The following is a 23,936-nucleotide window of genomic DNA, read 5'->3' as shown; positions in this document are numbered from 1 at the left end:
TGGGTAAGATGTGTATAGTGTGTCATAACGTTCTGATATGTAGGAGTTGAAGTTTGAAATGCAACACGGCACATCTTACTCTTCAACTCATTCTTTTAAAACGTTGCACTTCTTATTTGAATCTAGGTAGGTATTAAATAGAGTTAATGGGTAGCTAGTCGCTATTTCATACTCAACTTATAGCTTACCCATCTCTTTAAAGAAGTCCTTATAGGCAGCAACTTTTTTATCCAAGGCTAATGGATAGGCGCGTGAAGTTGAGGGTAGTCTATATAGCGTTAAGTCATTGACGTTCGCTTTTTGATTATTATCCACGCTATGCGCTTGATAAGGGTAGTCAATGCTTTGATTGGTCTTCGGGTATTTCGATTTAGCGGGTGGTGTATCCAACATATTAAGTAATACCTCAGTTGCCTTACCGCCAGTGGTAAATAATGCTTTAACCTTTGGTACTTGCGTTAATATATTGTCTAATGCCACTGGGGTGACGACCGTGAGATTTTTATCAGAGGCATTACCCGTTTCGCGAATCGCTTGTATAACGGTGGGACAGGACGCGATACCGCGCTCAAACATAAATTCTCGGATGCGCTCAGGATCAAAACGCTTCTCATCGCCTACTCTGAAATAATCTGCATCATCAAAGAATACCCGCCCATAAATACGCCACATATCATTGTAAAAGTTAGGATAATGAAACCTCATCGCCCACTTATCAGCGGTCGGTGGAAACGTTCCCATCATCATGACCGTCGCATCACGTGGCAAAACCGGCCCAAATGGATGCGTTTCAATATTATCCGAGTCTGTTTTTAAAGTTTGTGACCATGCAAAGTCGTTAACAGGTTTTGATGGCTCAGTGTGAGCGTTCGATGTTGGTTTGGTCATAAGATTCTTCATCAGAAAAGCGGTTTCTTTGGTATCATAGCAAGGTTAAACACTACTTCATTTGTCATAGAACAATACAGTCAAACATAGTTGGCTTAAATAAAAGCAGTCCCATTATCAAGGCGGTAAAGTCATGTGGCTAGTTTTATGACTGAAATAGTAATCTTACTACTTGTGTGCTCAATATAGGGTTAAAGTGGAGTAAGTGTTTGTATCTTTTATACTAATGGCAAACGCAGTCACTGCGCAAGTGTCAGACAAAAAACCAAGAGAGTACTTATGAGCGACTTAAAAATCACTGTAATCGATCATCCGTTAGTCCGTCATAAACTCAGCCTTATGCGTGAAAAAGACTGTAGTACTTATAAGTTTCGTACATTGACCAAAGAGCTTGCACGCTTGATGGCATATGAAGCGAGCCGCGATTTTGAAATTGAAACTTTCCCAATGGAAGGCTGGTGTGGTGAAATCACCGGTGAGCAAATTGTCGGTAAAACAGCAACGATCGTACCCATCTTACGTGCGGGTATTGGCATGTTGGACGGCGTGCTCGATTTGATTCCTACGGCAAAAATCTCTGTGGTAGGTCTACAACGTGATGAAGAAACCTTGGAGCCTGTGCCGTTCTTTGAAAAGTTCGTCAGCCATATGGACAAACGTCCTGCGCTGATCATTGACCCAATGCTAGCAACCGGCGGCTCAATGGTTGCGACCATCGAGATGCTCAAGAAAAATGGCTGCACCAATATTAAAGCGTTGGTTTTAGTGGCAGCACCTGAAGGCGTACGCTTGGTTAATGAAGCGCATCCTGATGTGACTATCTATACGGCAGCCCTTGATAGTCATTTAGATGAGCACGGTTATATCATTCCAGGTCTGGGTGATGCCGGTGATAAAATCTTTGGTAAGCAATTATCAAACCGATAACTATCACTCTAATGGTAGTTAAAATAGTTGCTATTAAGTCAAAATAGATAAACTAAGCCAAGCAGTCGTCATAATAGTTATGATAAAAAAATTATGTTAAAAATAATATGGTATCAACGATAAGGATAGACAATGAACGTATTGATTACAGGAGCAAGCGCGGGTTTTGGTAAAGCGCTGGCTGAGCGATTGGTTGCAAAAGGTCATCGTGTGATTGGTTGTGCCCGACGCATTGAAAAGCTCAATGCGCTAGCAGAAAATCTGGGTGAATTGTTTTTACCCGTCGTGATGGATGTCAGCGATACCGCTTCTATTCCGCAAATCATTGCTGACTTGCCAGATGATTTTAAGGAAATTGATGTCTTGGTGAACAATGCGGGGCTCGCTCTTGGTACAGAGCCGGCGCAAAAGACCAATCTTGATGACTGGATGCGCATGGTCGATACCAATATTAAAGGATTAATAGCATTGACGCATGCCGTCTTGCCGGCGATGGTCGCACGTGACAGTGGTTACATCATTAACTTAGGTTCTATCGCTGGCAATTGGCCGTACTATGGTGGCAATGTCTATGGTGGCACTAAAGCTTTTGTAAAACAATTTAGCTTAAACTTGCGAGCAGATCTGGTCGGCACTCAGGTGCGCGTCACCAATCTTGAACCCGGTAGCGTTGCAGGTACTGAGTTTTCAAACGTACGTTATCATGGTGATGATAATAAGGCGGCAGAAGTCTATGATTGTTTTAAGAACATGACGGGTGATGATATTGGCGATATCTTATTATGGTTGATAGAATCTCCCGCTCATATTAATGTCAATCGCTTGGAAGTCATGCCTGTCGCGCAAACTTATAATGGACTAACGATTGCTAAGCAAGACAAATAGACCGCCCTAACATTTTCAAATTGCTTATCAACATAGTTCATAATATCGAAGCAACATAGTATCCGCTGTGTTGCTTCTTTTTTTGGCTCTGACATTTATTTCATGGACCAAGCGTAAATCTTGAAAATCCAAAATTAGAACCTCATTGCGCGTGCGCTCACTGGTGCGCTTGTTGTGACGTATTGGAAATCCTAATACTTGCTTACCAATCACCGTAATCTGATTGATAATGGCGCTTGGACTATTCATCGAAGATTTTTTGTTCATCTTTTGCGCATTAATCACAGCAGTGGCTGGATTAACGGTTATGGTTAAAATCTTTGTCTGGCGCGCGCTTTTTGGCAAATCCCCTGCAAAAAACAAGACTTGCTCTAGCGGTAAATATTGCGCATGACGCATCAATTCCTGACGAAATAATGCAGGCATCTCTAGATTAAAGCTGTCTTCGGTTTGCTGATAAAACGCGGTAAAGTTACGATGTAAGTAGCGTCCAAAGACGCTGCTATTAATCCAGTCTTGATAAGTGTCGTTTGCCAGTAATTGCTTACTAAAAGCCTTGGCATCTGGCTCGATATTACCCATTAACATCGCTATCAATATACTGCGCGCATCAGTAAATGTCTGCCGCTCCCAAACTTGCGGGTAAAGGCTACTATCAAGTGATGCCAGTGTCGGTGTGCTCATAAAGCATCTCTCCCTTTATTCTTTTATTTCAGATTTAGGATAGTGGCTACTCTTCATTTTTTTTCATTACTGTTTTGATCGTACAGACTTAAATTGAATTTCCATTTTATGCTATGGTCAGCTTAGCTATCTTGTATCAAAACAGATGTATTAGCACCGATTTTACTATAACAAGCTCTCATCGATAAGATGCAGAATATTTAGTAGTGACTTTGATTAAGACTACATCTCATTAGGACGAAAAATAAAAGGCTATGATGACAAACTTACTCACCCTACCTACGCAATACCAATTACAGACGATGACTGTCGCGACCATGGACGGCGCGCTACTACCCGTCTCTGTCATAGGTGACGGCGAACCCGTCATGATGCTGCACGCCTACGGCATGGACGCACGTGAGTTTTTACCATTTATCTTACCTTTGACTAGCAAATATACCTTTTATCTACCGCACTTTAGAGGATTTGGCGCAGCAAAAGATATCAATCTTACTCAGTTTGATTTTGTGCGTCAGTATGCTGATGATGTGAATATAATGATTGAGCACGTTTGCCGCGATCGTAACGTAGAATCTTTACCAATCGCCGCCATCTCAATGGGTGCGCTAGTGATGTGGTCATATTTTGAGCGTTTTGGTATATCACGAGTCAGTCGCTATTTGAATATCGATCAAAGTCCTGTTATTCATAATCAATCGGACTGGCAAGGCGGACTGTTTGGCGCGCGACAACAAGAGTTGTTTGATATCTTTCATGAGGTGGTAGATTTGACGCTGCCATACTCTAATCTCGATATCTTCACTCATTTGCCTTTTGCACTCAAACGTCGTGTGACGGATGTCGAACGCTTGTTTTCTTTATTATCAGTCAATCGTCCACGCTCAAAGGCAATTGTGAAAATATTGACTCACCAAAACGATCATAAATTGGTCTTTTATGATCACATTACTTGGCAACATAAGATGCGTTGTCTACAAGCCTATTTGGCCATACCTTACGATTTTCGGCCAGCCATAGAAGACGTTACTATTCCGGTAATCAACCTCATCGGTGGTCGCTCCAAACTATACGACCCTAAATGGCAGCAGAAGATTACCCAGATGCTACCCAACGCTACTGAAGTTATTTTGCCACGCGCAGGTCATGCCATCCCTTTGGACGAGCCGACTGGGTTTTATCGAGTGTTGAAGGGGTTTTTGCAAGGTTAACTACCCCAGTATAAGCTCACAAAAAAACGCTATAACCCCCACTAGGACTGTACAAGATCTCATGGTAATGCTTCAAGACTCCTTTTATAATAAAGAGCTGACGTTAGCTGCATAAGCGCATTAACGTCATTAATAGAATATATTCCAATAATAATACAAAAGGACAAAACCATGCCTTACGTTACCGTTGCAACCCAAGACGATCAACCTGTCGAAATCTACTATGAAACTCAAGGAATAGGTAAGCCTGTGGTACTTATTCATGGCTGGCCATTGAGTGGCCGTGCATGGGAAGCACAAACGCTTGCGCTGGTAGAAGCGGGCTATCAAGTCGTTACTTATGATAGACGTGGCTTTGGAAAATCTTCCCAGCCATGGGAAGGCTATGATTACGATACCTTGGCACAAGATTTAAAAGCACTTATAGATAAGCTGGACTTAAACGATGCAACCCTTGTTGGATTCTCAATGGGCGGCGGTGAAGTGGCTCGCTATCTTAGCAAATTTGGCTCAGAGCGTATTAGCAAAGCGGTACTTGCCTCTGCTGTACCGCCTTATCTATTCAAAGCTGATGATAATCCTGAGGGTGCTCTAGCAGAAGCAGACATTCAAGGGTTTGTAGATGGCGTGACCAACGATCGAATCGCCTTCTTAAATGACTTTACCAAGAATTTCTTTACCCCAATGGACGGTAAGCTGTTAGTCAGCAAACCGATGCGCTTATATAACCTCGATATTGCCTCGTTTGCTTCGGCAAAAGCAACTTCGGATTGCGTTAAATCCTTTAGCTATACCGACTTCCGTGATGATCTTAAAAAATTCGATGTGCCTACCTTGGTGATTCATGGTGATGCTGATCAAATCGTCCCATTTGAAGCCAGTGGTCAGCGATCGCATGATATGATTGCTGACAGTCAATTGCATGTTGTAGAAGGCGGTCCACATGGTATTAATGTGACGCATGCTGAAGAATTTAATAAAGTATTGATTGATTTCTTGAACAGCTAATTGCATCTCCATGTATAAGACACAAAAAAGCGACCTTAACGGGTCGCTTTTTATTTGGGCAATGATTTTTAATACATTTTATTCATTAATCAGCCAACACTTTAACGAGTTCAAAGCGCGGTACTTCTTTATCATCAAACTCAACGGTTTCCACAAACATCGCAAGCGGACGTACCCAAACGTCATATTCTCCGTACAGACAACGATAAACAATCAACGTTTCTTCTGTTTCTGAATGCTGAGCAGTATGCAACACTTGGTAAAGACTGCCTTTGTAATGGCGGTAAATGCCTTGGGGAACTATTTTTTCTACCATAATAAGACCTTAATTTTTATACTGAGATTTTGATAAATTGACTACCCCACCGTCACTTTTGCATAAGCCTTTTTGCCTGCTTGGATAACAACGGTTTGCCCTGAGGTTAAGCTAAAACTGCTATCAACCACGTCGCCATCTACTTTTACCGCGCCACGTTTGATCATATCTTTGGCAGCGGAGCTATTTTTGGTAAGCCCAGCTTGGTTCAATATTTGGGTAATAAATAACGCCTCTTGACCTTCCAAGTCTAGCGTCACTTCAGGCAAATCTACTGGCAATTCACCATCAGCTAAGACGTTGCCCGCTGACTTATACGCATTGGCAGCGGCATCCGAATCATGAAAACGCTCGATTAACTCTTCAGCAAGAATACGTTTGATTTCTTGTGGATTACGACCATTTTCCATCTCACTCATTAAGCTCTCGACTTCTTCCATCGGTTTGAAACTTAAAAATTCAAAATAGCGACGAATTAGAGTATCGGGCATGGAAAGGATTTTTTGGTACATCGTGCCCGGTGCATCGTGGATAGCGACGTAGTTGTTTAAGGATTTAGACATTTTATTAACGCCGTCTAGTCCTTCCAAAATTGGTACGGTAATACAGACTTGCTGCTCTTGCCCATAACGACCTTGCAGCGTACGACCCATAAGCAAGTTAAAAGTCTGATCGGTACCACCAAGCTCGACGTCCGCTTTTAGAGCGATTGAATCATAACCTTGAACTAAAGGATAGAGAAATTCATGGATAGAGATAGGCGTTTGCGAGGCATAGCGTTTAGAGAAGTCATCACGCTCTAGCATACGTGAGACCGTCTGTTGGCTGGCAAGCTGAATCATATCCGCGGCTGACATATCTTTAAACCATTCAGAGTTAAACACCACGCGGGTCTTTTCTTTATCTAAGATTTTGAATACTTGTTCGGCATACGTTTGAGCATTAATTTTTATTTGCTCATCAGTCAATGGCGGACGGGTAGAGTTTTTGCCAGAAGGATCGCCAATCTTGGCAGTATAATCACCGATTAAAAAATAAATCTCATGACCCAAATCTTGAAAATGCTTAAGCTTATTAATCAATACCGTATGACCCAAATGCAGGTCAGGCGCGGTAGGGTCAAAGCCTGCCTTGATACGCAGCGGACGATTTAGTTTCAGTTTTTTAACCAAATCCTCTTCAGATAGGATTTCTTGAGTGCCGCGCTGGATAAGAGCAAGTTGTTCTTCTAGGGTGTAGGTTTGAGTGGTCATGATGATCTCTTTATTGTCTTTATTAAAGGGTTTGAGCATTTGGGCTATTTAGAATCTCGTCGCCATCAAAAAATGTTAGAATTTGGCAGATATACTAGCGTTTTTTAAGGTAAATTGCCATGAGTAACCCCGCATCGATTGCTGATAGTCAGCATAATAATTTTTCAGATATGCGTTTAGATAATGATTTTGATAGCCGTTTAGATAAGCGTCTAGATAATATGGACGATTTAAACCATGCCACTCTGACTGAAGTACTCGAACAAACAGTGTTCGAAAACTTCGACGATGGCTTATATATCGGCATGATGTCAGGCACAAGCTTAGATGGAATGGACGCTGTCCTTTGTCAATTTAGCAACCAGACTAATAGCTCGAATAGTGGTAATGATGACAATACACAGCAACCGATGCAACTGTTAGCGACTCATAGCCAAGATTTCCCGCCACGTTTACGTGAGGTGCTATTGGCATTGTGTCAACCCAATGGTATCCAAGCATTAACGCCAATCAAAGATGAGCCAAACAGCGAGCTGGACTGGTTTGGCTGGGCAAGTAAAGCATATGCTGAGTTTGCCAGCGATGTGATCAATAGCTTATTGCAACAGTCAAATACCGATGTAGAGTCGGTACTGGCGATTGGCTGTCACGGTCAAACAGTGCGTCATCGCCCGCAAATGGGTTTTAGCTTGCAATTGGTCGATGCCAATATCATCGCTGAACGTACAGGTATTAGCGTTGTTAGTGACTTTCGACGTCGTGATATGGCAGTCGGTGGTCAAGGGGCGCCTTTAGTTCCAGCTTTCCACCAAGCATTATTTGCCGTGCCTGATAGCACTCGCGTGTTACTCAATTTAGGCGGTATTGCTAATATCGCTGTGTTGCCAGCGATTGCTAATGGCCTTTCAGACGCTAATGAACATTCAGACCATCAGCCATCTGATAGCGTTAATAGTGTAGTTGGTTATGATACCGGTCCTGCCAATCTATTATTGGATGCATGGACGACATTACATACTGATAAAGATTATGATGCTGGCGGTACATGGGCGCAATCAGGTCAAGTCGTTGAGCCACTACTCAATCAGCTTTTAGAGCATCCATTTTTTCATAAAACGCATCCTAAAAGCACCGGGCGTGAAGATTTCAACTTAGCATGGCTGCAGGATGAGCTACAAAAATTCGATCAGGCCTCTGCTGATATTCGCTATTCATCCGCTGATGTGCAAGCGACGCTGACTGAGCTGACCGCCATCACTGCCAGCGCCCAAATTAATCTCTTTATCAACACTGATGAAAACAGTGCCGTATATGTCTGCGGCGGCGGTGCGCTGAATGATTATTTAATGGATCGCTTACAAGTACATCTACCGCGCTGCAAAGTAGAAACCACCGCCAGTTTGGGTCTTGAGCCAACGTGGGTAGAAGCCGTCGCCTTTGCATGGTTGGCAAGACAAACACTCATGGGTGAAACAGGTAATTTGCCTGCCGTGACGGGCGCCAGTAAAGGCGTGATATTGGGACAAGTCTGTTTTGCCTGATTGGTCGAATTTTAGTTTACATGCGTACACCTATGTGTTTTATAATGGTTTTAGAAATACTCTCCTTTTAGGATCTGTCAGTATAGGATATAGCGCATGAGCCAGCACAGCAGTTTACCCAACGACTCACTTATCGACCAAGCTACTACTAATAGTACTATTAATAGCCCTATTGGCAACATTCCTGCCACCGCCCAGAAAAAACAACGTCATAAGCTGCCACATTATGAGCGCACTGATGAGTTGCGTGTCGTCGTGACGGGTATGGGCGCGGTCACGCCATTGGGATTAGATGTCGAAAGCTCGTGGGCGAAACTACTCAAAGGTGAAAGCGGCATCACAGCTATCAGTCATTTTGATGCAACTGGTTATCGCGCGCAAATCGCAGGCGTGGTCAAAGACTTTGATGCCAAGCAATACATGAATGCCAAAGACGCGCGCCGCTATGATGAGTTTATGCATTATGCGGTTGCCGCCTCTTCTATGGCATTAAAAAATGCTGGTTTTATTGAAGAGGTAAGCGCTACTGACGCTCCGGTACAAGGCGTTGACCAAGAGCGATTTGGGGTAATTTTGGGGTCAGGGATTGGTGGTATTCAAAACATCGAAAACAGCCGTGATACTTTACGTGAAAAAGGCGCAAGCAAAGTTTCCCCCTTTATCATTCCAGGCTCTATTGTCAATATGGCCGCAGGGCTGGTAGCGATTAAACACTGTTTAAAAGGTCCAAATCTTGCAACGTCCACTGCTTGTACCACAGCAACTCACGCGATTGGTCTGGCAGCGCGTTTGATTGCTTATGGTGACGCCGATGTGATACTGGCAGGCGGTAGTGAAAAAGGCTCAAGCCCGCTTGGTATCTCAGGTTTTGGTGCTATGCATGCCCTCTCAACCCGCAATGATGAGCCGACCCGCGCCTCACGCCCGTTTGATAAAGACCGCGATGGTTTTGTGCTTGGTGATGGCGCAGGTGTCATGGTACTAGAAAGCCTTGCTCACGCCAAAGCGCGCGGTGCGACGATACTGGCTGAATTGGTTGGCTTTGGGATGAGTGATGATGCCAGTCATATCACTGCGCCGCCAGAAGATGGTCGTGGAGCGGCGCGCGCGATGCGTAATGCCTTAGAAGATGCGGGTATTGAGCCATCGGTCGTGGGCTATGTCAACGCCCATGGCACCAGCACGCCTGCCGGTGATGTCGCCGAATCTATCGCCATTGAAACGGTATTTGCGCCTGTAAAAGATAGCATCTTAGTCAGCTCAACCAAATCGATGACCGGCCATCTGCTTGGCGCGGCGGGCGGCGTTGAAGCTATCTTTACCGTGCTTGCTTTGCAACATCAGCAAGTACCGCCAACGATCAATTTAGAAAATATTGAAGACAACTGTAATCTGGATTATGTCGCCAATCAATCGCGTCAGGTAGACAATTTGCAGTATGCCGTATCTAATAGTTTCGGTTTTGGCGGCACCAATGGCTCATTAATATTTGCCCGCTGGCCAGTCAAGCCCTAAGGCGTCAAGCTGATGATTGAGACCTTGTAACCTTGGTCTCAGATTTACTACGTTTGTCTACTTGCAGCCCCTTATCATCCTTGCGTATGATAAGGGGTAATTTTTGCAACATTTATGGACGATACCATGTCAAGCTACTCATTTTCTCATCAGTTTTATCAGCGCTGGACGTGTGCGCCAGACTCTATACGCACCTCAATTATCCAAGAACTGACCGATATCACCACCTTGCTTAAAGCCGAAACACCCTTTGAAACCTTTGTATTTAGCACCCATGACTTAGATGCGCATCTTGATGATCTTTATGAGAATCATGAAGCTGAGCAAGCTATCGCCAAGGCAATCGCTGAAAAACAAGTAGCAGAACAGGCGATTGCTGAACAACAGCGTTTAGAAGAAGAACGAAAAATAAAAGCAGCAGCAGAAGCTAAGCGTCAAGAAGAAGCACGCTTAACAGAGGAAAGCAGGTTAAAAGAAGAAGCTCTTAAAGCAGAGAATAAGCGCAAACAAGCTGAAAACACTCAGAAAGAAGCAGAAAAAGAGACAAGATTGGCTGCTAATAAAAACCATTTAGAGGCGACTATAAAAGCAGAAACATCTGCTACTGATAAAACCAACACTGACAATAGTGTTCATGCCGTTATCAATAATGATTCTGATACTCAAAAAAATACTGTTGCCAGCAAAACTATTAGCGAACATGCCAATACTATTGTTGACGAAAGTATTAACAACGATAAAACTATTAAGAGCGATAACAGCATCAATGCCATCAATAATAAAGCCAGTGCAGCGATTAGCTTAGCTGTCAAAGATACCAAACTCAGTGTCACTCATAAAGAGCTGATTCATGAGCTTGAAATGCAAATTGACGATTATCTGAGTGATCAGATGATGCTGATGTCTGAAAACCTAAAATCTTGGCTGCGTGCTGAGATGACTCAACATTTAAGTGAGCAAGACAAGCCTAGTTCTAACGATAATCTTCCAAAAAATTAAACGCAGTGCCTGAACAGCAAAAAGCCCCATGAATATTTTACGGGGCTTTTTTATGCTTGCTTAAAAGTGAGCGATTCTTATATATAGTTAAAATATCTCAAAAACGCTACGGTGCTGCGGGTATAAATTTTTTACAGCCTCTGTCGGCTAGGCAAAGCAAGCAAGAAAAATTGATACTCGCAGTACATAATGTGTCGATATTACTTTTCACTGACTATATCGCTTGCGTACGCTCGCTTAGCCAGTCAAGCGCTGCGCCATCGACGCGGTCTTTTAGCTCAGCATAGACTTGGCTGTGATAGCTATTTAGCCAATCACTCTCTATTTGAGTTAACAAGGATGGCTCAATCAAACGCGTATCGATTGGGCAGTAAGTAATGGTCTCGAAGTTTAAGAAATCGCCAAACTCTGTCTCAGCAGGATTGCCAACTGGCATATTAACCACCAAGTTTTCGATACGAATACCCCATTTGCCTTCGCGGTATAGTCCAGGCTCATTGCTGGATATCATACCTTCTTTCATCGCGCGCTCTTTTGGCGTGCTGGCACTATAAGCAATGACTTGTGGGCCTTCATGGACGTTGAGGAAATAACCAACACCATGACCTGTACCATGACCATAATCCATCTGTGCTTGCCATAATGGCGCACGGCATATCGCATCGATTAACGGTGAGGCGATACCGTCAGGGAAATACGCACGCGCTAGCGCAATATGGGCTTTGAGTACCGTCGTAAAGTCGCGTTTATGGTCTGCGTTTACTTGACCGATACCGACCACCCGGGTGATATCTGTGGTGCCATTTTGATATTGAGCACCAGAGTCAATCAGTAATAGTCCGCCTTCACCTTCACTCACATCAAGGTAGCTAAACTTCTCAGGTGTTGCGCGGTAATGTGGCAAAGCACCGTTTTCATTAAAGCCTGCAATCGTTGGAAAGCTTGGCGATACATAATGCGGCTGACGACTACGCACGTCAATCAACATACTATCGACATCCAGCTCACTTAAACGCTCGCCAGCTCTTAGACGCTGCTCAAAGGTAGCAAAAAAATCACATAATGCGGCACCATCTTGACGCATCGCTTCACGCACATGGTCAATATCAGTATTTGATTTGACTGATTTGAGCAATGTACTGGGCGCCATTTGCTCAATAAAGCCAACATCGTCGCCCATTTTGGATAAGGTGCCAACAGCAACTTTACTTGGGTCTAGCAATAATAAATCATCCGCTGTCAGAGTACCCAATGCGTCCTGTACGGCGTCATAATCAGCAAGGGTAATGCCGCTATCTTTTAAACTTTGTGCTATCTCGCTACTGACTTTATTATTATCAATAAACAATGTCGCACTGTTTAAAGCCTCTGTGTCAGCATCGATCAGCATATGCGCCAAAAATACTGGATTGTAATCCACATCAGCACCGCGTAAGTTGGTCAGCCATGCAATGTCATCTAGACTGGAAAGCAAATGATGGGTCGCGCCTGCATCCGACATACCAGCGCGGACTGCCGCAAGTTTTGAGGCAGCAGACTGTGCGACAAATTGCGCATCATGTACATATAAACTGGCTGTTGGCAAAGCTGGACGATCTGTCCACACTTCTGTCAATACATCACGCTCAGTAATCAAAGTAATATCATTAGCATCAAAGGCATTTAGCAGTCGATCTTGCTCCGCGATAGACAGCACATTACCATCGACTGCCACACTATCCCCTTCCTGCAAATGCTCGGCTAACCAATCGATATGATTAGGCTGACCCGGTGCTAGTTTTTCTAAGCTAATGCCTGTATCCGCTAATTCATCAGCGGCATGTACCCAATAGCGACTGTCCGCCCATAAGCCTGCAAAGTCAGCGCTCACTACTAGAGTACCTGCAGAGCCAGTAAATCCTGATAGCCATTCACGAGTCTGCCAGTATTCTGGTAAATACTCAGACAAGTGCGGATCGGCTGTCGGTACGATAATCGCAGTCAGGTCTTGCGCCGCCAGCGTCTGACGCAAGCGTTCAATACGGTCGCGAATGACTTTTTTATTCATTAGGTAATTCCTTATGAGTGTTTAAAAAATTAGTATTTAAAAATCAGCGTTTAGAAAATAATATGAGGCGACTATGGATAGCCGTCTTATTTGATAAATAAATGCAGTCTTCAATGTAAATTAAGAGGTAGTAAAGATTGGGCAAACGATATTAGACAAAGTCGTTTAGCATAGCAATCCGACAATATCGATTAAGCGTAAGAATAAAAACAACACCTTTATAGTCAGGGAAAAGTAATATCGATACATCAAGTACTGCTGATATTCATTTTTCTTGCTTGCTGTAGCTAGCCGACAGAGGCTGCAAAAAATTTATACCAGCAGCACTGTAGCGTTTTTGAGATATTTTAACTATAGATGTTTAGGCAGACAGTCAGCTTTCAATAGGCTTAGGCGAATATTTCATCATGTAAAACAATAAAACGTGCTTCCAGTAATGGTAACACGTCTTATCGTTAATCACTGATTTGGACAACTCATCTGATTGATAACTGAGTATTTTAACTATATTCGGCTCAAAACCTCGATTACCAAGCTTGATCCATAAAATAGGTGTAATAGGCGCAATATTGTTTCACCTGCCCAAAACCAAGTAAAAAGAAAAATAGTCAAGAATCATACAAACAACCATAAAAAACCCGTTCTCAGTGATTGAGAACGGGTTTTTTATGGTTGTGCTGAGTCCTATTCATAGCAACAATAGCAATCTCTCTAAGTAGAGATTAAACCCTACATGTAGAGACTCAAGTGATCGCTTGCTCAGCGTTACACTTATATCACAATGTCTAGCGCAGTAAAATTACTGTGCAGCAGGCGCTTTTTCAGTGGTACCAGCTTCTAGGTCGCCATCGGCTTGCTCTGCTGTTAAATCAGCATCAGCAACTGCTGCTTGACTGACTGTCCCTTCAGCAGTGGCCGTACCCGCTTCTGCGGTAACAACAGCACTGTCAGCTTCAGCTGCAGGTGTCACTGTCGCATCGGCTGGCGTAGCAGTCGTCGCTACTTCCGACCCTGTTACTGGCGCAGTAGTGGCTGCTACGGGTGCAGCAACGGCGTCAGTGGCAGCCACTTCGGCTTCAACCGCTGGTGTGGCTTCAGCAGTAATATGCTCTCCCGCTGGACGCAAGAAACCAGAAATACCAATCAATAAGACAATAGCTAAAAATAAGCCAACACCGCCTAAAGCAAATAAGAACTCTTTTTTAGGGTTGTTTTCGACAATATGTTCTGACATACCTTATCCACCTTGCACAAAATATTTGAAATATTGACCTATTATATCGCAATTTATGTCGATTTGTTAAAACCCTCATCTATTTAAAGGTTTTATTATCGAAAAACATAATAGCGACTGTATATTTCCCATACAATTAATCGATCACACGTGTTCGAGGCGTTGCTCGTTTGCCAAGATAGCTCAATAATAGCAGCAGAGCAATCACGATTAAAATAGGATAATTACCAAAGCGCATAAAAGGGGTATTACCGACACGCGCCTGAATATTACCACGTAATACGGTGCGCTCAAACTGCGGGGCACGTTTTACGATGCGTCCTTTATGGTCAATGATTGCGGTCACGCCTGTATTGGTCGCGCGCATAAACCAGCGTCCGTTCTCTAGTGCGCGCATCTGTACCATTTGCAGATGTTGTAGCGGACCCGCTGAAGTGCCAAACCAGGCATCATTTGAGATGGTCAATAAAAATTCAGTATCGATAGCGTTTTTGCGCGTGGTATCAGGATAAGCGACTTCATAACATACTGCCGCGCCCAAATTATGCCCACGTACACGCAGCGGTGATTGGCTGTCACTACCACGGCTATAGCTCATGATATCTTGGCTGCCGGCAAGGTTCGGCAAGATATCTAGCATACCCTCAAAAGGAATATATTCGCCAAAGGGGACCAAACGCTGCTTTTTATACATCCCTTGCGCATCACTACCAAGCGCAATCACGCTATTATAAAACGGCGGATATTTATCCACTTTTGGGTCAAAGTTGGCTTGATCTCGATAAGGAATGCCTGTGATCCATGTGGTATCGGTTTCTTTAGCCATCTTTACCATTTCATTGATAAAACCAACCGCTTCATCTTGAAACATGGGAATAGAAGATTCCGGCCATACGACAATATCACGCCCCCACTCGGTACTGGTCAAAGTTGCATATATTTTTAGCGTCTCTACTTGATACTCAGTCAGCCACTTTAAGTCTTGCGGGATATTGCCCTGAATTAACGACACCGACAAATCAGGTGTGCCCTTTGGCTTCGTCCATTGCGGATTGATGAGCCATAAAGAAGTACTAATGATTAATAGCGCAAATGTGGCAATCAGATAACCACCGCGACGGCGAAATTGCTCCACGATACTGGCTGCTAATAATACGGCCACAAACGATACGGCAAACACCCCCGCAACAGGTGCCAATGACGACAGCCAATACTGCTCAGTAAACGCATAACCGACAAACAGCCACGGAAAGCCTGTAAACAGCCAAGTCTTCATCCACTCTTGTAGTATCCATAGCGCGGCAAATGATAACGGCTGCTTGCCAACCAGCCGATTAAAAGTCAGCGCCAAAAAGCCATGGAATAACCCCATGCCCAGACCCATTAGCGCAATCATAATCAGCGCAAGCCATACTGGCGTATCACCATACACATGAATAGATGTATATAACCAAAACGCCCCCACACACCAAAGCCCTGTGCCATAAGCCTGACCGATAAAGAATGCTCGCTTACCACTCATCTGTGGCAATAATAACGCGTATAAAATCGCTGGAGAAACCAGAGCCACCGGCCAAAAACCATAAGGCGCGAGTGCAAAGATAAATATTGCGCCTGCCAGCCACGCAATCAATATCGTCAGCACCAATGGTAAGCCCTTTGGCTTCTCAGGGTTTAGACGTTTTTGCAAATCAACAGTAGACAGACGCATAGCAGTTATCCAAAACCTTATTATTCAGTAATTTCAAATCTTGATGATTCAATCGACGTTTAATATAAAAACAGGCATATTATGCTCAATACAGCCGTCAAAAATCAAACTTGCTCATGATACCAGTCTGTCCAAAATAATGGGTAAATTTGCGTGTTTTATCGACCAAAGAGTGATTACAAATGCTAAAAAACAAAAAACACGATCGCAATCGTGTTTTTTTATGCATATGACCCTTGTTAAGCGTCTTTTTAATAGCTCTAATCAATAAGCTTAACTTATTCAACAAAGTGTTTAATGGCTGCCAATCAAGATATGCTGATCAGGATTAATTTTGGTCAGCTCTAGATTTTGAATAAAACGCCCTTCGACATCAGTGATAGTGATTTGCCAATCGTCTATGACCACGCTCTCACCTTCTAGATCCCCAACATGACCAAGCGTCTGCATGACCAAGCCGCCCATGGTATCGACATCAGTATCATCAAAATGACAGCCAAGCTCATCATTACAATCTTCAATCACAGTAGACGCTTGCACACGCCAAGTATTGGGCTTTTCAGGGTCAGCGACGATATTATTAATATCACTGTCTTCATCAAAGTCATCATGCTCATCGACGATGTCACCGACGATTTCCTCAAGCAAATCCTCCATCGTGACCACGCCACCAAAATTGCCAAACTCATCGACGACAATCGCCATATGAACTTGGGTGCGCTGCAATGAGCGCAGCAAGGTATCAGAGCGCGCACTCTCGCTAATATAGAGCGGCTGGCGCACCAAATCTCTTAAGCGCTTGCTACCGATCTTATCTTCTTCATCGCGCACCATGTGCACCAACAGAGGAATCAAATCTTTTGCCAATAGGATACCGATCACCGCATCGTCATCTTGGCTATCAAAAACCGGATAGCGCGAATGGGTGGTTTCAAGGATGATATCCATGACTTCAGCAAGGCTGGCGCTTTCATGTAGCCCTACCACCTGCGGGCGCGGCGTCATGATTTCACGCACTTGTGTTGCCGGCAAATCAAGCACACCTTCTAACATATCCACGGTGTCAGGTTCTAGAAATTGGCGCGAGTCTTGCACCAAACGTATCAGTTCATCTCGGGTTTCGGGGGCGGTCGATAGCCAGCGTTTTAAGCCGCGCATCGACCAACTACTCGGGCTTGGAGCATCTTCAGACATGATGGTGTGAGTTAACCTCTTTAATTAATGTAATGGTAATTAGAATCATAAAAATGATAGATGGGGATAAAAAGGCCAAATAAAACAGTCAGCTTATCATTAACAGGATATTAAAGCATAAATCATCTATATTAATCAGGTTTACTTTATCGCAAGGCTTGGCGACATTCAACGTCAAATTCACTCAAATTGTATTGTCAGTGTGTTGCAATTTTTGCTATGGTCAAAGCCTGTTTCTTTCTTAATAAAAGCCAATACAAAGGCAAAATAAACCTTATGTCGCTACGTGCCTTTTTTTCTCGCCTATTTTCGTCGCACTCAACTGGTCATCGTTCAGACAATGGCTTAGGCAATCATCAGTTAAATAATGACAAGGCAAATAGCACATTGAATAAACCATCAAATCGTAATCCACTAAAAGCTAAGCTACTAAAATCTAAGCCGACTAAACCTAAGTGGCGATATTATTTGCTGCAATTTTTTATTGCGCTAATGCTTTTGCTGTCAGCGGTTTGGCTATTGCTAGCGATTTGGTATCAATTCGGTGGGCACTCAGTTATCACGTGGTTCACAACCATTACTGTTATTGGGCTACTGGCAGCACTGCTTGCTATTCGCTTGCGGACAAGCATGGCGGAAAAACTGATAAACAGGCTCACTGGCACAAGGAATATTAATACAAAAACTGTCGTTAAAAGCCTTATAGCCACTTATACGGCATTTTGGCTCATCGGTCTTGGCTGGTTTTTCTCTATTGAAGCAGAGCAATCACGTGACTGGATGCCAGAAGTTTCTGAAAGAGTCACTTATAGGCGCGATGCTAGCAATCCTGATCTGATTACGCTCACCAATGTACGAAATTTTGATTGGCATACCGACACAGAAGCGACAGAGCGCTGGGAGACGCGCACGATTGATATGTCCAAACTATCAGGTATCGATGTGAGTAATTCGTATTGGATGGGACCACTGATTGCTCATACTTTGGTGAGCTTTCGGTTTGAAGATGAGCGCCCGCTTGCCTTTTCATTTGAGATTCGTAAAGAGAATGGCGAATCGTTTTCGGCATTGGCAGGATTTTTTAGACGTTTTGAATTGAGCCTGATTGCCGCTGAAGAGCGCGATATTATCTACACACGTACTAACGCGCGCGGCGAGCAAGTCTATTTATTCCCCATTAGCCATTTGCAGCAGCATGAAGTCAAAGCATTGTTTGAGTCCTATTTGACAGCCGCTGATGAGCTTAATGCCAAGCCTGCGTGGTACAACACGTTGACCAGCAACTGTACCAATATTATCTTTTATATGGCGCGTCTGGTCAGTGATGATCGTCTGCCATGGGACTACCGGATCTGGGTCTCTGGTTGGTTGCCCAATTATCTTTATGATGCCGGTATGTTAGACGCCAATCCCGAAAATAGAGGACAACCTTGGTCGATGGATACCTGGTATGAGCGCACCCATATCAATCCAAAGGTTAAAGGATTTCAGAATAGCGGCGATATTCATGGCAGCGAATTTTCACGGCAAATTCGACAAAGCATTCCTATTCCGCCATTGGCTGATTCGCAAAATATTGCCGAAGCAAATGCTAAATCTGCCGCTCAAGCTTCACATTGATATCACTGCTACAAGAGATTAAAGCTTTCAACAATAAAAAGATCAGAGCTTATTAAGGCGTTACCCAATTTACCACGCGCGTTTCCATCTCTTCATCATCCATACCAATCTCAGTCACGCAGCGCCCTGCTACGCCGACATTGGCAGCGCGCATTTGTTGCTGAGTTGCCACCGTATCTTGGGTCAATAATAAATGCCAATTTGGCAAGCTTTGCCCTTTATATAAGCGTTTATAGGCACAGTGCGACGGTAGCCACATCATATTTGGCAGATTATCAATCGTCAGCTGAATGCAATCTGGCACATGCTCTTGGCGTGTCGCATAATGCCTGCAATAGCCGGTCGCACAGTCCATTAGCTGGCAAGTTACATCAGTATATTCAACCAAATCTTCATCAACATTGCCCTGCTCGTCCTCATCGATATATTTAATCAAGCAACAGCTACCGCAGCCATCACACAAGGCTTCCCATTCGCTAGGGTTTAATTCTGCTAGCGTATAGCGTGACCAAAACTGCGGGCGCAGTGATTCAGTCAAGCCACCTTCAAATAATAAAGGCATGTCAGTATCGACATTTAAATTGGATTTATCGGTATTTAACAAATTTAGGGTCATAAAACTGCCGTATCATTTTGACAAAGAGCGTTACAGTATTATAGCTGTTTTTGACTAAGTTGGGCGTTATGGTAGTAAAGGTCAGCAAATAGATCACTCAAAAAATACAGATATCTGATACTTATAACGTAAATTTCATTACCTAAAAAAGGACAACACTATGTCAATTAAGACTTTTGAATTGATCAGTACGACAGAAAATGGCGTTCAATTGATTAGCTATGTTGCGCTGCCAGAAAATGCGACAGATGATAATTCTGTCGCTGGTATTTTAGTGGCACCAGAATGGTGGGGCGTGGTCGAGCATCCAAAATCAGTCGTTGAGCGCTTAGCAGAAGCAGGCTACGCTGCAGTGGCGATGGATATATACGGTGAAGGTAAACTGACTTCTGATGCTGCACAAGCAAATATGTGGATGGAGCAAGTATTAGCTGATCAAGAGATGCTCATGGCACGCTGCCAGCTGATTCTTAATGACTTTAGCGATCAACTAGCCGTTGATAGCGATAACTTAGGTGCGATTGGCTTTTGCTTTGGTGGCAAAATTGTCCTCGATATGGCACGAGAAGGTATGCCCTTAAAAGCAGTGGCTACTTTCCACGGTAACCCATCACCCAAGCAGCCTGCCAATGAAAAGTTCACTGCTAAAGTATTGGTCGCTCATGGTCGCGATGATTCGATGGTATCCATGGATGCTATTGAAGGTCTCAAATCAGAGCTAGATGCGGCAAACGTTGATTACACCATTGATGTCTATGATGGTGCTAAACATGGCTTTACCAATCCACAAGCAGATGAGCGTGCTGCCAAAAATGATGTTGATCTTGGTTATAACGAAACGGCGGCTAAACAGAGCTGGGACAATATGCTGGCGTTTATGAAGAGTAACTTGGCATAGAGCTGGATAAAATCTTTCTATAAATGTGAGACAATGATAAGGGCAACTTACCAGATAAGCTGCCCTTATTTTTTCATTAAAACGATGACTATTGTGCTTATCGTTAAATAGCGTCATGATCACTCAATGGACAGGCAGATTGAGTGATAATGATGCTATATTTTTTGATGGATTCTTTAGGTTGGCTGGTTGTAATCACTTTAATAGTCATTATGATTGCCCTTTATATTAGGCTGCATCAGCAACTTGCAGAGTTGCGTCAAGATATGGCGCAATTAAAAAGCGAGCTTGCGCAGAAAAAGAATAGCACTGCTGTAAAAGGTACTGCTGTAAAAAGTACTGCTGTAAAAAGTATAGTTGATACCGAATCACCTAGTGATGATGCATTGTCATCAACAGAAAAATCAATGCCGCCGCCGTTACCGCCTAGTGCTTTATCCTCTAATTCTCTATCAAATAACTTTGTATCACCATCTGCAAGTCAATCATCAGTTTCCAATAGTCAGCCTTTGACCAATAAAGCCACTAATGCGCCAATAGAGCCTGACGAGCGCTCCTTTGCTATCGTCACCTCACTTCTTCATTCGATTCAAAACTGGTTTTTGGGTGGTAACCTAGTAGTACGTGTTGGGGTATTGGTTTTACTGGTTGGCGTGGTTTTACTGCTGCGCTTATTGAGCAACTATATCCAAGTACCTATTGGCATCAAGCTAACAGCCATTATTATCGTAGGATTAGGGCTGGCAGGATTAGGCTTAAAGCTGGCGGCAAAACGCTTTGCGTATGGTATCAGCTTACAAGGCACGGGTTTAGCCATCGCCTATTTGACCACATTTTTTGCTTATAGCGTTTATCAGGTGATTGGTAGTCTGCCAAGCTTTGTGGCTCTTGGTATATTATCTGCCATTACAATTGGCTTAGCGGTGCGCCAAAACGCCTTTCCTTTGGCATTATTAGCATTATCCGGTGGATTCTTTGCACCGATTTTGACCAGTCAAGACACTGGCAGCTTAACGGTACTATTTAGTTATTACTTGTTATTAAACGTGACCATTGCCGTTATCGCTTATTATCGCCCGTGGAAGGTGCTCAATTTATTTGGCGCAAGTGTGACCTTTGGCTTGGCATATTATTGGGGATTGACTGAAAATTTAGCGGTAGTTATAGAAAATCAGCGCTGGGCATTGGTCTTACTCGTAACGCTACATGTGTTGCTGTATTTATTCGTTGTAATTCGCTATGCACAGCACATCATTGCTTATAACGATAACATCTCTTATAACGATAGTGATGCCGCTACCGTTACGGCTACTGATACTGATACTGATACTGACCAAGCTGCTGATATTAAGAGTCAGCATGCCAGCTACGTGTTTCCTATTGATATTGGGCTGCTGTTCTCTGTGCCGCTATTAGCATTTGGTTTATTTTCAGCGTTATTACACGATATCCATCACGCTTTGACCATCACTAGCGCAATTTTAGCAGTTGTATACTTAGGGCTTGGCTGGACGTTTATTCAGCGCAGTCAGCGTTATGCATTGATTACGGAAGGAATGCTAGCACTGGGCTTTGGCTTTTTGGCCTTGGTGATTCCGCTGGCATTAAATGCAGAGTGGATTGCCTTTGGCTGGGCGGTGCAGGGCTTAGCGCTGGTATGGTTTGGCAGGCGTTCTCTTCGTGCATGGTCAGTATTATTCGGTTTATTATTGCAGCTAATTAGCGTTGTTATGCTATCTAATACCTTTGTGATTACTCTTAATTATTATCCGACGCTTGCATTAACGATTTCTGCCATCAGTGCCCTTGCCAGCGTCTTTATCTTACGTGCCAGCAATTCGCCTATTTCATTACCTATTTCATCACCTATGACAGCGACGCAAGGCTCAACGCAGCCTGTCCGCGATTTTGCAGAGCCGCTTGACGCTCGCCACACACTGTCGGAATACGGCAAAGCATTGGGGATTAGCGAGTCTGCTGCTCAGCAATGGCTTAACAGTATCAATAGCCAAAGTATGGCGTTTAAAATCATTTGGCAACGTCCAGCGTTAATACGCTTGTTGACGCTCACCGCGATGGGCTGGCTGCTCTATGTATTAGTCCTCGATTTTGATCAATGGTTTGCCAGCTGGGAGTTGGCAACATCGACACTTATTGCCTTAGCAAGCATCGTTAGCATGATTGTTTATTATGTCATCAATCAATATCGTCCGTGGCGAGCAATCAGACAATTTAGCCATGGTTTGCTGCTGTTATTTTATGCCATGCTGATATTACAATTGCCACAACAATATGAATTTGACTATCAATGGACAGCCTTTTATTGGTCGATATTTATAACGTTGTTCATCGGCTGGCTAGTGTTTGGGCAGTTATGGTTAAAAACATGGCATGACAATACCAATATCAATAAAGACCATCATAACAATGCAGAGTTAAAGGGCTACGATAGCGCCAGCTGGCTTGGTACTGGCATCATCATTTTGGCAGAAGCAGTACATTATGGTTTGCCCGATGCAAAAGGCGTGATGACTATCCTTGTGCCGATTGCCTTGATGCTGGCTGGACTCTGGTTGACGTACCGTCAGCAGAATAATAATCAGACGAAAAATCTAGTTTCACCGCTCTCTATGTATTGGTTTGACTGGCAAAAATCACTATTAAGCAGCGCCAAAATATTTGTGCCATTAACACTGTGCTGGGTCATTTTTACCAATTTCACCTATGATGGCGTGATTTGGGGACTGCCCTATTTCCCACTGTTTAACTTGTATGATGTGACGTTGTGGCTGGTGTTGTTTTACGGATTGGGCGTTTATTTATTGCGTCAACGTGGGGCGCACTCGCAAAATCTATTCACTGCTATTCGTAAGAGTGACACGTTACTGATTGTACTAGCGCTGATTAGTTTTTGGATACTCTCTAGTATGTTGGTCAGAACGATGCACACCTTTATTCATACACCGCTGTGGATAGCTGCCTCATACGATCATACTGGCGGCGCATGGCGTAGCGAGCAAGTACAGACAGGACTGACGATTTTATGGACACTGCTGGCATTGGTCGCCACCATTAGCGCCAGTCGCTACCTTCAGCGCGCGCTGTGGTTTATGGGCATTGGCTTATTGGGTATTGTGGTCTTAAAGTTGGTCTTGGTTGATTTGTCACAGACGGAAGCGATTTGGCGAGTGATATCTTTCCTTGGCGCGGGCAGTTTGATTTTACTGATTGGTTATTTGGCACCGCTGCCGCCAGCACGTGATGAGACGATAAAACAGGCCAAATTATAGTTTCTTATTAGAACGAATGGAAATTATAGTGTGAGCACTTTTTAGCATCATTACTTTTTAGCATCCGTAGGCGGCTTATGTAGTAAACTGAACACCATA

19 protein-coding genes are annotated in these 23,936 nt (G+C 43.6%); 10 read left to right on the top strand and 9 right to left on the bottom strand.

The window, feature by feature from the left end:
* Positions 1 to 177 precede the first annotated feature (177 nt).
* Complete coding sequence (locus JMW90_RS07800; protein ID WP_227691901.1) at positions 178 to 888, bottom strand: DNA glycosylase; 711 nt, start codon at positions 886 to 888, stop codon at positions 178 to 180.
* A 279-nt stretch (positions 889 to 1,167) separates the two neighbouring features.
* On the opposite strand from JMW90_RS07800, the gene upp reads away from it, so the two are divergent.
* Together upp and JMW90_RS07790 are read left to right on the top strand one after the other, a co-directional pair.
* Complete coding sequence (gene upp / locus JMW90_RS07795) at positions 1,168 to 1,815, top strand: uracil phosphoribosyltransferase (RefSeq protein ID WP_201562889.1); 648 nt, start codon at positions 1,168 to 1,170, stop codon at positions 1,813 to 1,815.
* 132 nt (positions 1,816 to 1,947) lie between these two features.
* Complete coding sequence (locus JMW90_RS07790; protein ID WP_201562887.1) at positions 1,948 to 2,700, top strand: SDR family NAD(P)-dependent oxidoreductase; 753 nt, start codon at positions 1,948 to 1,950, stop codon at positions 2,698 to 2,700.
* A 27-nt stretch (positions 2,701 to 2,727) separates the two neighbouring features.
* Here the strand turns inward: JMW90_RS07790 and JMW90_RS07785 are convergent, their stop codons facing one another.
* Entirely contained in the window at positions 2,728 to 3,384 is a 657-nt protein-coding gene (locus JMW90_RS07785; RefSeq protein ID WP_201562885.1) for a hypothetical protein, read from the bottom strand.
* A 257-nt stretch (positions 3,385 to 3,641) separates the two neighbouring features.
* Between JMW90_RS07785 and JMW90_RS07780 the strand changes: the two genes are divergently transcribed.
* Positions 3,642 to 4,595, top strand: a complete 954-nt coding sequence (locus JMW90_RS07780) for an alpha/beta fold hydrolase (RefSeq protein ID WP_227691900.1) — start codon at positions 3,642 to 3,644, stop codon at positions 4,593 to 4,595.
* A gap of 171 nt (positions 4,596 to 4,766) precedes the next feature.
* Positions 4,767 to 5,603 (top strand): alpha/beta fold hydrolase, encoded by an 837-nt coding sequence (locus tag JMW90_RS07775; RefSeq protein WP_201562881.1) that lies wholly within the window; start codon positions 4,767 to 4,769, stop codon positions 5,601 to 5,603.
* Between the two features lie 85 nt (positions 5,604 to 5,688).
* On the opposite strand, the gene JMW90_RS07770 is transcribed toward JMW90_RS07775, so the two are convergent.
* Together JMW90_RS07770 and tyrS are read right to left on the bottom strand one after the other, a co-directional pair.
* Complete coding sequence (locus tag JMW90_RS07770; RefSeq protein ID WP_201562879.1) at positions 5,689 to 5,919, bottom strand: DUF1653 domain-containing protein; 231 nt, start codon at positions 5,917 to 5,919, stop codon at positions 5,689 to 5,691.
* 41 nt (positions 5,920 to 5,960) lie between these two features.
* Positions 5,961 to 7,172: a tyrosine--tRNA ligase gene (tyrS, locus tag JMW90_RS07765; protein ID WP_201562877.1), complete on the bottom strand. Its 1,212-nt coding sequence runs from the start codon at positions 7,170 to 7,172 to the stop codon at positions 5,961 to 5,963.
* Positions 7,173 to 7,291: 119 nt separating this feature from the next.
* On the opposite strand from tyrS, the gene JMW90_RS07760 reads away from it, so the two are divergent.
* The 3 genes from JMW90_RS07760 (at position 7,292) to JMW90_RS07750 (ending at position 11,227) form a co-directional block, all read left to right on the top strand.
* Positions 7,292 to 8,713 (top strand): anhydro-N-acetylmuramic acid kinase, encoded by a 1,422-nt coding sequence (locus tag JMW90_RS07760; protein WP_201562875.1) that lies wholly within the window; start codon positions 7,292 to 7,294, stop codon positions 8,711 to 8,713.
* A 96-nt stretch (positions 8,714 to 8,809) separates the two neighbouring features.
* Positions 8,810 to 10,228, top strand: coding sequence for a beta-ketoacyl-ACP synthase II (gene fabF, locus JMW90_RS07755; protein ID WP_201562873.1), 1,419 nt, complete (start codon positions 8,810 to 8,812; stop codon positions 10,226 to 10,228).
* Between the two features lie 126 nt (positions 10,229 to 10,354).
* Complete coding sequence (locus tag JMW90_RS07750) at positions 10,355 to 11,227, top strand: cell envelope integrity TolA family protein (protein WP_227691899.1); 873 nt, start codon at positions 10,355 to 10,357, stop codon at positions 11,225 to 11,227.
* A gap of 214 nt (positions 11,228 to 11,441) precedes the next feature.
* On the opposite strand, the gene JMW90_RS07745 is transcribed toward JMW90_RS07750, so the two are convergent.
* The 4 genes from JMW90_RS07745 to JMW90_RS07730 all read right to left on the bottom strand — a co-directional run bounded on the left by JMW90_RS07745 (position 11,442) and on the right by JMW90_RS07730 (position 17,413).
* Positions 11,442 to 13,274 carry an aminopeptidase P family protein gene (locus tag JMW90_RS07745; protein WP_201562869.1) on the bottom strand — a complete coding sequence of 611 codons (1,833 nt, stop codon included), beginning with the start codon at positions 13,272 to 13,274 and terminating at the stop codon, positions 11,442 to 11,444.
* 799 nt (positions 13,275 to 14,073) lie between these two features.
* On the bottom strand, positions 14,074 to 14,508 hold the full coding sequence (locus JMW90_RS07740; RefSeq protein ID WP_201562867.1) for a hypothetical protein: 435 nt from the start codon (positions 14,506 to 14,508) through the stop codon (positions 14,074 to 14,076).
* Between the two features lie 136 nt (positions 14,509 to 14,644).
* Positions 14,645 to 16,219 (bottom strand): apolipoprotein N-acyltransferase, encoded by a 1,575-nt coding sequence (gene lnt / locus JMW90_RS07735; protein ID WP_201562865.1) that lies wholly within the window; start codon positions 16,217 to 16,219, stop codon positions 14,645 to 14,647.
* A 294-nt stretch (positions 16,220 to 16,513) separates the two neighbouring features.
* Positions 16,514 to 17,413 (bottom strand): HlyC/CorC family transporter, encoded by a 900-nt coding sequence (locus JMW90_RS07730; protein WP_201562863.1) that lies wholly within the window; start codon positions 17,411 to 17,413, stop codon positions 16,514 to 16,516.
* Between the two features lie 276 nt (positions 17,414 to 17,689).
* Between JMW90_RS07730 and JMW90_RS07725 the strand changes: the two genes are divergently transcribed.
* The gene (locus tag JMW90_RS07725) at positions 17,690 to 19,033 is read left to right on the top strand and encodes an Lnb N-terminal periplasmic domain-containing protein (RefSeq protein ID WP_201562861.1); all 1,344 of its coding nucleotides are present in this window, start codon (positions 17,690 to 17,692) and stop codon (positions 19,031 to 19,033) included.
* Between the two features lie 52 nt (positions 19,034 to 19,085).
* On the opposite strand, the gene JMW90_RS07720 is transcribed toward JMW90_RS07725, so the two are convergent.
* Positions 19,086 to 19,649: a YcgN family cysteine cluster protein gene (locus JMW90_RS07720; protein WP_201562858.1), complete on the bottom strand. Its 564-nt coding sequence runs from the start codon at positions 19,647 to 19,649 to the stop codon at positions 19,086 to 19,088.
* Between the two features lie 160 nt (positions 19,650 to 19,809).
* On the opposite strand from JMW90_RS07720, the gene JMW90_RS07715 reads away from it, so the two are divergent.
* Both JMW90_RS07715 and JMW90_RS07710 read left to right on the top strand, forming a co-directional pair.
* Entirely contained in the window at positions 19,810 to 20,547 is a 738-nt protein-coding gene (locus JMW90_RS07715; RefSeq protein WP_201562856.1) for a dienelactone hydrolase family protein, read from the top strand.
* A gap of 149 nt (positions 20,548 to 20,696) precedes the next feature.
* Positions 20,697 to 23,837, top strand: coding sequence for a DUF2339 domain-containing protein (locus tag JMW90_RS07710; protein WP_201562854.1), 3,141 nt, complete (start codon positions 20,697 to 20,699; stop codon positions 23,835 to 23,837).
* The last annotated feature ends 99 nt before the right edge of the window (positions 23,838 to 23,936 follow it).

It is taken from the genome of Psychrobacter glacincola (assembly GCF_904846215.1).
GTDB classification, from domain to species: domain Bacteria; phylum Pseudomonadota; class Gammaproteobacteria; order Pseudomonadales; family Moraxellaceae; genus Psychrobacter; species Psychrobacter glacincola.
This window is presented reverse-complemented; position numbering and strand designations above follow the sequence as displayed.

Excerpts from the sequence above, each read along its gene's own strand:
- JMW90_RS07800 (WP_227691901.1), bottom strand. The coding sequence starts at position 888 with ATGACCAAACCAACATCGAACGCTCACACTGAGCCATCAAAACCTGTT.
- JMW90_RS07775 (WP_201562881.1), top strand. The coding sequence starts at position 4,767 with ATGCCTTACGTTACCGTTGCAACCCAAGACGATCAACCTGTCGAAATC.
- upp (WP_201562889.1), top strand. The coding sequence starts at position 1,168 with ATGAGCGACTTAAAAATCACTGTAATCGATCATCCGTTAGTCCGTCAT.
- JMW90_RS07750 (WP_227691899.1), top strand. The coding sequence starts at position 10,355 with ATGTCAAGCTACTCATTTTCTCATCAGTTTTATCAGCGCTGGACGTGT.
- JMW90_RS07770 (WP_201562879.1), bottom strand. The coding sequence starts at position 5,919 with ATGGTAGAAAAAATAGTTCCCCAAGGCATTTACCGCCATTACAAAGGC.
- lnt (WP_201562865.1), bottom strand. The coding sequence starts at position 16,219 with ATGCGTCTGTCTACTGTTGATTTGCAAAAACGTCTAAACCCTGAGAAG.
- JMW90_RS07720 (WP_201562858.1), bottom strand. The coding sequence starts at position 19,649 with ATGACCCTAAATTTGTTAAATACCGATAAATCCAATTTAAATGTCGAT.
- JMW90_RS07790 (WP_201562887.1), top strand. The coding sequence starts at position 1,948 with ATGAACGTATTGATTACAGGAGCAAGCGCGGGTTTTGGTAAAGCGCTG.
- JMW90_RS07725 (WP_201562861.1), top strand. The coding sequence starts at position 17,690 with ATGTCGCTACGTGCCTTTTTTTCTCGCCTATTTTCGTCGCACTCAACT.
- JMW90_RS07715 (WP_201562856.1), top strand. The coding sequence starts at position 19,810 with ATGTCAATTAAGACTTTTGAATTGATCAGTACGACAGAAAATGGCGTT.
- JMW90_RS07730 (WP_201562863.1), bottom strand. The coding sequence starts at position 17,413 with ATGTCTGAAGATGCTCCAAGCCCGAGTAGTTGGTCGATGCGCGGCTTA.
- tyrS (WP_201562877.1), bottom strand. The coding sequence starts at position 7,172 with ATGACCACTCAAACCTACACCCTAGAAGAACAACTTGCTCTTATCCAG.
- JMW90_RS07745 (WP_201562869.1), bottom strand. The coding sequence starts at position 13,274 with ATGAATAAAAAAGTCATTCGCGACCGTATTGAACGCTTGCGTCAGACG.
- JMW90_RS07785 (WP_201562885.1), bottom strand. The coding sequence starts at position 3,384 with ATGAGCACACCGACACTGGCATCACTTGATAGTAGCCTTTACCCGCAA.
- fabF (WP_201562873.1), top strand. The coding sequence starts at position 8,810 with ATGAGCCAGCACAGCAGTTTACCCAACGACTCACTTATCGACCAAGCT.
- JMW90_RS07760 (WP_201562875.1), top strand. The coding sequence starts at position 7,292 with ATGAGTAACCCCGCATCGATTGCTGATAGTCAGCATAATAATTTTTCA.
- JMW90_RS07780 (WP_227691900.1), top strand. The coding sequence starts at position 3,642 with ATGACAAACTTACTCACCCTACCTACGCAATACCAATTACAGACGATG.
- JMW90_RS07740 (WP_201562867.1), bottom strand. The coding sequence starts at position 14,508 with ATGTCAGAACATATTGTCGAAAACAACCCTAAAAAAGAGTTCTTATTT.
- JMW90_RS07710 (WP_201562854.1), top strand. The coding sequence starts at position 20,697 with ATGATGCTATATTTTTTGATGGATTCTTTAGGTTGGCTGGTTGTAATC.